Consider the following 11,662-nt stretch of genomic DNA (forward strand, 5'->3'; position numbering starts at 1 on the left):
GTCAGAAATTACTGACCTGATAACCAGATCCGACCAGATCCTGGCTCTGCAGGATAAGACCGTAACTCAATTTGTCGTAGACCTTGAACAGCATGACTCTGGCAACAGCCTCGGCAGGCAGCGATGACTTGCCGGCAGAATAGAACGCCTTGTCATAGACGGATGAATATTCCCGGTATGACACCTTGCCATTCTTGTCCACCATCTCGGCTCCCGGGCGCAGGATCTCGAGCACATCGCCCGGGGCCACCTGATCACGCTCCCCCTTGTTGATGAGTACCACATCAAACTTGCCCCCACCATGTACCTTGCTCGGCAGCTCGATCACATAGCCGGGGGAAATGGAAGGTGCCGCCTTTGGCATGAACACGGCAGAGATGCTCTCCTGCGACGGCAGCGGCATCACCTTGTCGCCCTGATACACCTCACGCCGGTTATGGGTCAGCGTCACTTTGGTGGTGTCGTGGGCAAGGTACTCCTCTGCCCGCACCGTGCCGACAAAAATTGCCTCCTGACCGAGCGACTCGCCGGTATGCTTGTCCTTGTATGCCACCCCCGGGCGATAGAGGCCATAACTCTGGCCCGGGTTCAGGGCTCCTTTCACATAGAGAATGTCGCCCTCCAGCATCCCGACATGCTTGTCATTGTTGCCGAGCACATAGGGCAGGTCCTTGCTCTGCTGGCTGTTGGCCAGAATGTGGTCGGTCTGCAGGAAGGGCGCTATCTCGCTCAGAGGCAGGGTCGGTATGGGATTGGCCTTGTTTTCATAGCGGTTCTTGGGTGAGAGACGGATGACCTGCTTGCCCCCCTGATTGGCTTTGCCGAGCCGAGGCTCACCATTGACCCAGCTCAGGTGCAGCACGTCACCGGGATAGATCCAGTGGGGATTGGCGATCTGCGGATTGATGTTCCAGAGGCGTGGCCAGAGCCAGGGTTCGGCCAGATACTGGCCCGAGATATCCCAGAGGGTGTCCCCTTTTTGCACCACATAAGTCTCGGGGTAACCGGATTTGAGCGTCAACTGCTGTGCCATGGCGCCACCGGCCAGGGCTGTCGCCAGGCAGGCGACGACGATTTGCTTCAGATACATAACACTCCCTGTTACTTCTGCACGCAAAGTGTTGCTGTTTTTTGTCGGCGTAAATGACTAGAATTACGTCAATATTGACTGCGTTTATATGAAACTAAAGAAAAAATTATGGCCATTCTAGATGTATTGCGTTTCCCCGATGAGCGTCTGCGCACAGTCGCGGCCCCTGTCGAAGCCTTTACACCCGAGTTACAACACATTGTAGATGATATGTTCGAAACCATGTACGCGGAGGAAGGCATCGGCCTGGCCGCGACCCAGGTCGACATTCATCAGCGCATCATCGTCATCGATGTCTCCGAGAACCGCGAAGAACAGCTGGTGTTGATCAACCCAGAGATCCTGGAGCAGTCCGGCAGCACCGGCATCGAAGAGGGCTGCCTCTCCGTGCCCGGCAACCGTGCTCTGGTTCCGCGCGCCGAGTGGGTCAAGGTCAGGGCGCAAGATCGTCACGGCAACACCTTCGAGCTGGAAGCGGACGATCTGCTCGCCATCTGCATACAACATGAGATGGATCATCTGGTCGGCAAGCTGTTTGTGGATTACTTGTCCCCGCTCAAGCGCCAGCGCATTCGTCAGAAGCTGGAAAAGATGGCCCGTGAAGATCGCAAAGTCCTCTGAGGATCCGCTCCATTGAACAAGCTGAAACTGATTTTTGCCGGTACCCCCGACTTCGCCGCCCGTCATCTGGCGGCGTTGTTGTCTTCCGGCCACGAGGTCGTCGCCGTTTATACCCAGCCGGACAAGCCCGCCGGTCGCGGCCAGAAGCTCACCGCCAGCCCGGTCAAGGAGCTGGCGCTGGCCCACGATCTGCCGGTCTATCAACCTGCCTCCCTGCGCAATGAAGCGGCGCAGGCCGAACTGGCTGCTCTGGGTGCCGATCTGATGGTCGTCGTGGCTTATGGCCTCATCCTCCCCAAGGCGGTGCTCGATACGCCGCGTCTGGGTTGCATCAACGTGCACGGATCCCTGCTGCCGCGCTGGCGCGGTGCCGCCCCGATTCAACGCTCCATCTGGGCAGGGGATGCCGAAACCGGCGTCACCATCATGCAGATGGACGTGGGGCTGGACACCGGCGCCATGATCCGCAAGGTAACCTGCCCCATCGCCAGTGATGAGACCTCTGCCAGCCTCTATGACAAGCTGGCCGGTCTGGGCCCGCAGGCACTGGTCGATACCCTGGACGCCATGGCTGCCGGCGACACCGCTGCCGAGCCCCAGGACGATGCGCTGGCCAACTACGCCGAGAAGCTCTCCAAGGAAGAGGCCCGCATCGACTGGTCGATGGACGCCGTTGCCATCGAACGCTGCATCCGTGCCTTCAACCCCTGGCCCATCAGCTGGTTTGAAGTCGCCGGCCAGACCGTCAAGGTGTGGCAGGCCGAGGTCGTCGCACAAGATCACGGCCAGGCAGTCGGCACCCTGCTCAAGGCCGACAAGCAGGGGATCGAGGTTGCCACCGGTCAGGGCGTGCTGCGCCTGCTGACCCTGCAACCTCCCGGCAAGAAGGCCATGTCCGTTTCGGATCTGCTCAACTCTCGCCGCGACTGGTTTGAACCTGGCACGCAACTGATTTGATCTGGATTGAATTGACACAAGCGGGGCCCTGGCCCCGACTTGTGCATCTAAGGTAACGCTATGAAAACACGCGCACAGGCTGCTCTCGTCATTCAACAGGTGCTGGATCAGGGTCAATCTCTCTCCGCCGTTCTGCCTGCTGCCCAGGAGAAGGTCGCCCCTCGCGATCGCGCCCTCCTGCAAGAACTCTGCTACGGCACCCTGCGCTGGCTGCCCCGTCTCGATGCGGCGGTCAGCGAGATGATGGACAAGCCGCTCAAGAACAAGAGCCGCATCTTCCACTACCTCATCCTGGTCGGCCTCTACCAGCTCATCTATACCCGCATTCCGGCTCACGCCGCCGTGGCCGAGACCGTCAACGCCGTCAAGCTGCTCAAGGGTTCTTCTCTGCGCGGCCTCATCAACGGCGTACTGCGCAACTTCCAGCGCAGCGCCGAAGTGATCCTGCTGCGCATCGACCGCGTTCCCAGCGTCCGCCTCGGCCACCCCGAATGGCTCACCAAGCGCCTGCGTCAGGCCTATCCCGATGACTGGGAGTTCATCATGGAGGCCAACAACCAGCGCCCGCCCATGTGGATCCGCAACAACAGCCAGCGCCAGAGCCGCGAGGCCATGCTGGCCCGCATGAGCGAGGCGGGCATCCCGGCCATGGCCGGTGTGGAAGGGGAAGATTGCATCCTGCTGGAGCGCCCCTGCGACGTGACAAAGCTGCCCGGCTTCGAGCAGGGTGACTGCTCGGTGCAGGACGGTGCCGCCCAGCAGGCCGCCGCCCTGCTCGATCCCCAGCCAGGCGAGTGGGTGCTGGACGCCTGCGCCGCCCCCGGCGGCAAAACCGCCCATTTGCTGGAACGCCAGCCGGCCCTTGCCGGCGTGGTTGCCGTCGACGCCGACGACAACCGCCTCAAGCGGGTGCAGGAGAACCTGGATCGCATCGGCCTTCAGGCCCAAGTGATCCACGGTGATGCCAGCACGCCGGATCTGTGGTGGCCACAGGGGCAGTTCGACCGCATCCTGCTGGATGCCCCCTGCTCCGCCACCGGCGTCATCCGTCGTCACCCCGACATCAAGTGGTTGCGCCGGGATCAGGACATCCGCGAACTGGCCGAGCTGCAACGCCGCATTCTCGATGCCCTCTGGGGCAAGCTGAAGCAGGGCGGCACCCTGCTCTACGCCACCTGCTCCGTGTTGCCGGAAGAGAACCGGGAGCAAATCCGCGCCTTCCTGGCCGATACCCCGAATGCCCGCCTGGTACCGTTGCATGCAGAAGACACCCCGGCCTGTCCGGGTCGCCAGTTCCTGCCCGGCGAGGCGGAGATGGACGGCTTCTACTATGCCAAGCTCATCAAGCTGTAGGCCAAACCGGCGGATGGCAGGCCCGGTGACGGGCCGCCTCATTACGAAGCAACAACCTTGAGTAAGATGGCCTTATGAAAATCATCATTCTGGGCGCAGGTCAGGTGGGTGGCACCCTGGCCGAGAACCTCGCCGGCGAGAACAACGACATCACCATCGTCGACACCGACAGCGAGCGCCTGCGCGAACTGCAGGACAAATTCGACCTGCGGGTGGTGAACGGCCACGGCGCCCATCCCAGGGTGCTGCGCGAAGCCGGCGCCCAGGATGCCGACATGCTGGTCGCCGTCACCAACAGCGACGAGACCAACATGGTCGCCTGCCAGGTCGCCTACTCCCTGTTCAACACCCCAAATAAGGTGGCGCGCATTCGGTCCCCCGCCTATCTGGTGGAGCGGGATCGCCTGTTCCTGCCCGAATCCGTCCCCGTGGATCACCTGATCGCCCCCGAGCAGCTGGTGACCGACTACGTGCGTCGCCTGATCGAGTATCCGGGGGCGTTGCAGGTGGTGGATTTTGCCGACGGCAAGGTGGGCCTGGTGGCGGTCAAGGCCTATTACGGCGGCCCCCTGGTGGGCAATGCGCTCTCCACCCTGCGGGAACACATGCCCAACATCGAAACCCGGGTCGCCGCCATCTTCCGCCAGGGGCGCTCCATCCGCCCCCAGGGCACCACCATCATCGAAGCCGATGACGAGGTGTTCTTCGTGGCCGCGGCGGGCCATATCCGCGCCGTGATGTCGGAGCTGCAACGCCTCGAGAGCCCCTACCGGCGCATCATGATCGTCGGCGGCGGCAACATCGGCGCCGGCCTTGCCCGCCAGCTAGAGAAGCGCTACAGCGTCAAGCTCATCGAGCGCAACCAGAAGCGGGCGGAGCAGCTCTCAGAACACCTGGAACACACCATCGTCTTCTGCGGCGATGCGGCGGATCAGGAGCTGCTGGCGGAGGAGCACATCGACCAGATCGACGTCTTCATCGCGGTGACCAACGAGGATGAGGCCAACATCATGTCGGCCCTGCTCGCCAAGAAGATGGGGGCCAAGAAGACCATGGTGCTGATCCAGCGCGGCGCCTACGTGGACCTGGTACAGGGCGGCTCCATCGACATCGCCATCTCCCCCCAGCAGGCCACCATCTCGGCCCTGCTGACCCATGTGCGCCGTGCCGACATCGCCAACGTCTACAGCCTGCGCCGCGGGGCGGCCGAAGCCATCGAGGCGATCGCCCACGGGGACGAGAACACCTCCAAGGTGGTGGGCAAGACAGTGGGCGAGCTCAAGCTGCCCCCGGGCACCACCATAGGCGCAGTGGTGCGCGGTGATGAGGTGCTGATCGCCCACGATCGCACCCAGATACAGCAGGATGACCACGTGGTGATGTTCCTGGTGGACAAGAAGTACATCCCGGAAGTGGAGCGTCTGTTCCAGCCCAGTCCCTTCTTCCTGTAAGCCGGCCATGTCTCTGGCAACGGTATCCGGACCCGGCCCCTTTTCTCAGGAAAGGTCCGGGTCTTTTTTCAATCAACGACCAGGTTTTCTTGCATGATCAAGCTGCATCCCATCGTCTTCACGCTCGGGCTGGTGCTCTCCAAGCTGGCGCTCTTCATGTGGCTGCCCACCCTGCTGGCCCTGCTGACCGGTTCGGAAGGTTTCGTCGAATTTCTCAAGTCGGTCTTGATCACCCATGGTGCCGCCCTGCTCTGCCTCCATTACGGTCGCAAGGCAGAGTTTCACCTCGGCGTGCGGGAGATGTTCCTGCTCACCACCTCGGTCTGGGTGGTCGCCTGCGTCTTCGGGGCCCTGCCCTTCGTCTTCATCACCCATATCGACTTTGCCGACGCCTACTTCGAGACCATGTCGGGGGTCACCACCACGGGATCCACCGTGCTGTCGGGGCTGGACGGCATGGCCCACAGCATCCTGCTGTGGCGATCCATCCTGCAGTGGCTGGGCGGGGTCGGCTTCATCGTGATGGCGGTGGCGGTGCTGCCCTACCTCAACGTCGGTGGCATGAAGCTGTTCCAGACCGAGAGCTCCGATTGGTCCGACAAGAGCGCCCCCCGCGCCAAAACGGTGGCCAACAACATAGTGCTGGTCTATCTGGTGCTCTCCATGCTCTGCTTCCTCGCCTACTGGGTGAGTGGCATGAACCTGTTCGAAGCGGTCAACCACGCCATGACGACCCTCAGCACCGGCGGCTACTCCACCTCCGATCAATCCATGTCCCACTTCTCCCACGCGGCGCACTGGATAGGCACCCTCTTCATGTTCCTCGGCGGTCTGCCCTTCCTGCTCTATGTGCAGGCTCTCTCCCGCCGTGACAACAGCCTGTTCAAGGATGCCCAGGTGCAGGGCTTCTTCTGGCTGATCGTCTGGGTGACCCTGGTCGTCACCTTCTATCTCTGGGTGAGAGACATCTACGGCTTCATGGATGCCTTGCGCATCAGCAGCTTCAATATCGTCTCCGTGCTCACCACCACGGGTTTCGGACTCGGCGACTTCGGCACCTGGGGCCCGCTCACCACCATTATCTTCATCATCCTGCTGGCACTCGGCGCCTGCTCCGGCTCCACCTCGGGCGGGCTCAAGATCTTCCGGGTCCAGGTGGCCTTCGCCCTGTTCAAGAAACAGATGCGCCAGCTGATGCACCCCTCCGCCGTGTTTCCCCAGAAGTACAACGGCCGTCCGGTCAACGACGCCATCATCCGCTCCCTGATCTCCTTCGTGCTGGTCTACTTCGCCATCATCCTGCTCATCGCCGCCCTGCTCGCCGCCATCGGGCTGGACCCCCTGACCGCCATCTCGGGCTCCATCACCGCCGTGGCCAACGTGGGCCCGGGCATGGGGCCTGTCATCGGTCCCAGCACCAACTTCGCCAGTCTGCCGGATGCGGCCAAGTGGATACTGTCGTTCGGCATGCTGCTGGGACGCCTCGAGATCCTGACGGTGGCGGTGCTCTTCTTCCCCTCCTTCTGGAAGCAATAAGCAGCCGTCCAGGCTGTTGCATGAAACGAAAAGGGCAGCCAATGGCTGCCCTTTTCGTTGTCCCGGCGAATGACGATTCCCCTCAGTCCGCCGACTCCTCCCGCTCCAACGCCCGGTCCACCAGCGCGTCCGGCAAGGGCTTGGTCACCTCGACCCCCAGCTCGCGAAAGCGCTCGGCCTGGGCGATCAGGTTGCCACGACCGTTGACCAGCCGGCCCATCGCCTTGTCGTAGCTCTCCTGCGCCTTGTGCAGGCTGCCCCCCATCTGCTGCATCTCCTCCACGAACAGCCGCAGCTTCTCGTAGAGGCGGCCGGCCCGCTCCGCTATCTGGCGCGAGTTCTGGTTCTGCCGCTCGTAGCGCCACAGGTTCTCTATGGTGCGCAGCGCCACCATCAGGTTGGTAGGGCTCACCAGCAGGATGTTGTGTTCCAGCCCGTAGCGCACCAGGGAAGGGTCTGCTTCCAGGGCAGCGAGGAAGGCAGGCTCCACCGCCACGAACATCAGCACATAGTCCAGGGTGCGCACCCCGGGCAACTGCTGGTAATCCTTGCGGCCCAGCTCGCGGATATGGTTGCGCACCGAGGCGACGTGCTCCTTGAGCGCCACCGCCTTCTCCAGATCGTCAGCGGCGTTGTACCAGCGCTCATAGGCGGTCAGCGACACCTTGGCGTCGATGATGATGTCCTTTTCCTGGGGCAGGTGGACGATGACGTCGGGCTGGTAGCGCTTGCCCTTGTTCACCTCGATGTTGACCTGGGTGTGGTACTCATGCCCCTCGCGCAGGCCGCACTCGGAGAGGATCCGCGCCAGCACCACCTCCCCCCAGTTGCCCTGCTGCTTGCTGTCGCCCTTGAGGGCCCGGGTCAGCGCCGCCGCCTCTTCGGTCATGCGGGCGTTGAGCTCGGCAAGGCGCTCCAGCTCGAACTTGAGGTTGTGGCGTTGGGCCGTCTCCTGGGCGTGGGTCTCTCCCACCTGGCGGCGAAAACCCTCGAGCTGCTCCTTGAGTGGAGTCAGCAGGAGATCCATGCTGTTCTGATTCAGTTCGCGGAAGTTTCCAGCATTTTGTTCAAAGATACGATTGGCGAGGTTCTCGAACTGCTGGCTGAGGCGCTGTTCAGCCTCTTGTTGCAGTTGCAGCTTCTCGGCGCTGGCGATGCGCTCGCTGCGCAGGGTCGCCTCGGCTTCCTTGAGACGGGCGGTGAGCTTGAGCAGCAGGGTCTGCTGCTGATCCAGCTTCTGCTGAGCCAGCATCTTCTCGTCCTGCAGCGCGTCCCAGCGATCCTGCAACCCCTGATGACGCTCCTCCAGCAGCAGCGCCTCTTCACGGCCGCTGCGTCGCCCCCACCACCAGCCGAACAGCAGCGCCAGCCCGCCAACCAGCATGGCAGGCCACCAGGTCAGCAGCGGGGTCATCGGCGCCCCCGCTGGCGCAGGAAGAGTTCGAGATAGCGGTTGAGCAGCAACCAGATCAGCACATAGAGCAGATAGGCCGCCAGCACCACCCACTTGTGGCTGTTGACCCCGGTATCCAGTTCACTGAACTCGATACCCTTGAGATGGCAGTAGGCCCACATCAGCAGGGGGAAGACATAGAGCAGAGAAGCACGCCACAGAAATAGCCACATGAGTTCATTCAATCCCGCAAAAAGACCCGCCTAGCTTACACAAGGGCAACCCGGCTTGCGATCCTGCCCGCCGCTATTCTCTGGCTTGCCGGCCCAAAACTGGATAAAATTAACCCCTAATAGGTATAGAGGTGGGCATGACGCATTTTTTCTGTCGCTGGCTGGCACACGCATGGGGGAGCCCCCGCAGACCCGAGGTGGTCTGCCATGAGGCACGCCCGCCCTGGGCCATCGACGAGTCCCAGTTCCTCACCCTCTGCACCCGTTGTGGCGACTGCTTCAAGGCGTGTCCCAACGGCCTCATCAAGCCCGCCGATCGCCCCGAATATGACGGCAGCCCCATCGCCGGTACCCCAGTGCTGGATCTCGCCTGTGGCCAGTGCAGCTATTGCGGCAGCTGCGCCAGAGCCTGCCCCACGGGCGCACTGGATCCGACATTCCGCACCTGATTTAGGAATAAATTTGCCGATAGCGCTCACCCAATACCTCCAAAATGATCTGCTGGTCTCCTGTTAGCTCCGTTACTTGTGGCGGAGCTTCTCCCAGTCGATATTCATGGATGCCACCAAAGCGCAAAAAGATCCAACGGGCCGTCGGCTGCTGGGTCGGTTTCTTTTTCATATCCGCCACACTGCGATTCTGCTCCACTAATCCCTGCCGGATCCGGTGCTCCAACGCTGCGTAAATCATCAGGCTACAGGTCATCACCATGAGCAACGCTTCAATCCGCTCCGGCTTTTTCAGGTACAGTGAGGAGGTTAAAAACTCCGGGCTCTTGAGAAAACGAAAGCCCCGTTCGACATTCTGCTGCGCTTTATAGGTGGCCAAAAGTTCGGCCATGGTCAGCGTATCGCTGTGGTCATTGGTCGCCAGGATGAACACCCCGGTCTGGTTGTGGGCCTCTTCAACGCAAGCCAGGCTAGTTGCCGCCAACCCAGTGATTTGAAACTGATGGCCAATTGGCTCTTCGCCACGCTTGGGTCTGCCACGTCCTGTATAAACGGGTTCACCTACCACTTCGGCATCCAGTTGCAGCAGCATCAAGCTGGCGGTAAAACAGCTCAACTCAGCTTGGGCATCCGCCTCACAAGCAAAGCGTCGGGCACACAATTTGGCGAAGGCTTTGAGCTCGCGGGTACTGTCTTTGAGCAGGTTTTTGGCCAATGTCTGCTGCTCGCGGTGGCTGGCTTGTTCGCTGCGCACCAGCAACCAACGTTGCGCGACCCCGGCATAATTCGCGTGTTGCCAACGGCCATGATAGCCATTGCCCAGAGCGGTCAGCGGTTGTGCACCTATGGTTGCCACGGCCTGCTTTGCCTCATTGAGAGTGACGGGCACCCGGGTCACAAATAGTTGCTGCTGTTGCGCCAGTAATTGCAAGGTATCGGCGCAGTACAGTGCGGCATCGCCGACCAGATAACGGCACTCCTGCGCGGCCTTGAGACTGCTCAAATGGCGACGAACGGTCTGGGCAAAGGCTTTGGTGTCATTACTATTGCCGCTCAGGGCCTGCATATAGACAGGTAGGCCGGCCTGATTTTCACAGATGAGCTCAAGGATCACTTGATTCAGCTCTGGCCGGTGATCACGACTATAACCACGCACCAGTTGCAGCTTACCGACCAGATCCCCATCGGCACAGTCATAGGCGCCATCGACGTGGAAGCTGGTAATATCGAGGTGCACTGCGGTGCTTTTGAGCCCCAGCCGCTCGACAACTTGCGCCGCCATCACCTGATACAAGGCGCTGACATCGGCCTCAAAGAGGGCATCGAGACAGCGACCGAGCACATCATCATTGAGGTCATCAGCACAGATCCCGGGGCCAATCAGGCGCTCAACCGGCTTGTTAGCGAAGAATTGCGGGAACATGTGCAGGGTGCTGCTGTGAAAGCCGAGGCCGTTCACTATCATGGCGACCAAGGCTTCACCATGTGAGACCTTGAAAGGCGGGGTTTTGGGGAGCAAGGCATCGATCATGCGGGCAATGCCCAGTTCCTGGCAGAGTGCGGCGACCAAACCAAGGTGATCGAGGTTACGGATCGAGATAGCGGGTGCGGCCATGATGATCTACCTGCAAAAGAGAGTAATAGATCAGAACGGCCGATCGCCGTCAAGCACTGAAAATAGCAAAATCAGGTGCGGAATGACGGCTGGATCTCTGCCTCGGCCGCCAGGTGCAGACCCGGGTCAGGATAGAGGCGAGCTGCCAGGCCCGTCAGGGCTACTACTGCCTGCTGTGTGAAGATGCCTGCCCCCAGCAGGCGATCAAGGTCGGCAACGAGGGAGTAACCGTCAACATGGCCGCCTGCGATGGCTGCGGCGCTTGCGGCCTCGCCTGTCTGCACGGTGCCATCACCCTTGTGCCCCAGCTCTGATCGCTGGCAATGACAGAGGGGCCCGCAGGCCCCTCTGTCATTCACCGTGGCATCATGCCATGGTCAGAATATTATCCTGCTCTATGCCGAGAAGGTGGCACAGACGAGTGGGATCCCGCACCGCATCCGCTAAAGTGTACTCCCCCAGTACCTCGAGGAAGGCGTGCATGGCGCGGCGCAGAATGCCCTGGATGCGGCAGCCCCCGGAGAGACGGCAGTTTTCGCGCTTGCAGTCCACCGGGCAGAGCACGTGCTCCATGTCCATCACCACATCGCGCAGGTTGATGGAGACGGCGGCACGGCCGAGGCGTATGCCCCCATGCTTGCCACGCACCGTCTCGATGTAACCTTTGATGCCGAGCTGATGCACTATCTTGACCACGTGATTGCGGGAGATGGCGAAGGTGTCGGCCACTTCCGTGATGGTCGACAGGCGATCACCGGGCTGGATGGCCAGGAAGGTCAGGGTACGCAGGGCGTAGTCGGTAAATCGTGTCAGTTGCATGGTCGCACTTGCCTCTTACTACAAGCCAGAAATCAGGACGACAGCCGGTGGCCAAAGAGGGGGTCTGCACATGCGTGCGCACGGGATGGGCTTCTTCGACCGAGTCGTGAAGTCACAAGGGTAAGAGCAGCCCGGGCGGGTGTCG

Annotated in this window: 10 protein-coding genes and 2 pseudogenes; 7 read left to right on the forward strand and 5 right to left on the reverse strand. The window is 61.4% G+C overall.

Annotated features, from left to right (window positions below):
- Position 1 precedes the first annotated feature (1 nt).
- Complete coding sequence (locus tag C2U37_RS06510; protein WP_039039523.1) at positions 2–1,090, reverse strand: LysM peptidoglycan-binding domain-containing protein; 1,089 nt, start codon at positions 1,088–1,090, stop codon at positions 2–4.
- A gap of 108 nt (positions 1,091–1,198) precedes the next feature.
- Here C2U37_RS06510 and def point away from each other — a divergent pair, with 108 nt between their 5' ends.
- From def to C2U37_RS06535, 5 genes are all read left to right on the forward strand, one after another.
- Positions 1,199–1,711 carry a peptide deformylase gene (gene def / locus C2U37_RS06515; RefSeq protein WP_010672507.1) on the forward strand — a complete coding sequence of 171 codons (513 nt, stop codon included), beginning with the start codon at positions 1,199–1,201 and terminating at the stop codon, positions 1,709–1,711.
- 12 nt (positions 1,712–1,723) lie between these two features.
- Positions 1,724–2,668, forward strand: a complete 945-nt coding sequence (gene fmt / locus C2U37_RS06520) for a methionyl-tRNA formyltransferase (protein ID WP_104452041.1) — start codon at positions 1,724–1,726, stop codon at positions 2,666–2,668.
- Between the two features lie 60 nt (positions 2,669–2,728).
- Entirely contained in the window at positions 2,729–4,021 is a 1,293-nt protein-coding gene (gene rsmB / locus C2U37_RS06525) for a 16S rRNA (cytosine(967)-C(5))-methyltransferase RsmB (RefSeq protein WP_104452042.1), read from the forward strand.
- A gap of 74 nt (positions 4,022–4,095) precedes the next feature.
- Positions 4,096–5,472, forward strand: coding sequence for a Trk system potassium transporter TrkA (gene trkA / locus C2U37_RS06530; protein ID WP_010672504.1), 1,377 nt, complete (start codon positions 4,096–4,098; stop codon positions 5,470–5,472).
- 93 nt (positions 5,473–5,565) lie between these two features.
- Complete coding sequence (locus tag C2U37_RS06535; RefSeq protein ID WP_010672503.1) at positions 5,566–7,008, forward strand: TrkH family potassium uptake protein; 1,443 nt, start codon at positions 5,566–5,568, stop codon at positions 7,006–7,008.
- An 82-nt stretch (positions 7,009–7,090) separates the two neighbouring features.
- Here C2U37_RS06535 and rmuC read toward each other — a convergent pair whose 3' ends face one another.
- Together rmuC and C2U37_RS06545 are read right to left on the reverse strand one after the other, a co-directional pair.
- Positions 7,091–8,422: a DNA recombination protein RmuC gene (rmuC, locus tag C2U37_RS06540; protein ID WP_104452043.1), complete on the reverse strand. Its 1,332-nt coding sequence runs from the start codon at positions 8,420–8,422 to the stop codon at positions 7,091–7,093.
- A complete protein-coding gene (locus C2U37_RS06545; protein WP_010672501.1) occupies positions 8,419–8,634 on the reverse strand; it encodes a hypothetical protein in 216 nt (71 codons plus the stop codon). Before C2U37_RS06545 ends, rmuC begins: the two co-directional genes overlap by 4 nt.
- A 137-nt stretch (positions 8,635–8,771) precedes the next feature.
- On the opposite strand from C2U37_RS06545, the pseudogene C2U37_RS06550 reads away from it, so the two are divergent.
- Positions 8,772–9,065, forward strand: a pseudogene (locus C2U37_RS06550) (4Fe-4S dicluster domain-containing protein); the annotation flags it as partial.
- 19 nt (positions 9,066–9,084) lie between these two features.
- Here C2U37_RS06550 and C2U37_RS06555 read toward each other — a convergent pair.
- Positions 9,085–10,698, reverse strand: a complete 1,614-nt coding sequence (locus C2U37_RS06555; RefSeq protein ID WP_049636888.1) for an IS1634-like element ISAs25 family transposase — start codon at positions 10,696–10,698, stop codon at positions 9,085–9,087.
- An 89-nt stretch (positions 10,699–10,787) separates the two neighbouring features.
- On the opposite strand from C2U37_RS06555, the pseudogene C2U37_RS06560 reads away from it, so the two are divergent.
- Positions 10,788–11,012: pseudogene (locus C2U37_RS06560) on the forward strand (4Fe-4S dicluster domain-containing protein); the annotation flags it as partial.
- 52 nt (positions 11,013–11,064) lie between these two features.
- Here C2U37_RS06560 and C2U37_RS06565 read toward each other — a convergent pair.
- On the reverse strand, positions 11,065–11,517 hold the full coding sequence (locus C2U37_RS06565) for an Rrf2 family transcriptional regulator (protein WP_010672499.1): 453 nt from the start codon (positions 11,515–11,517) through the stop codon (positions 11,065–11,067).
- Positions 11,518–11,662 lie beyond the last annotated feature (145 nt).

This window comes from Aeromonas sp. ASNIH1 (assembly GCF_002934285.1).
Taxonomy (GTDB): Bacteria; Pseudomonadota; Gammaproteobacteria; order Enterobacterales; family Aeromonadaceae; genus Aeromonas; species Aeromonas caviae.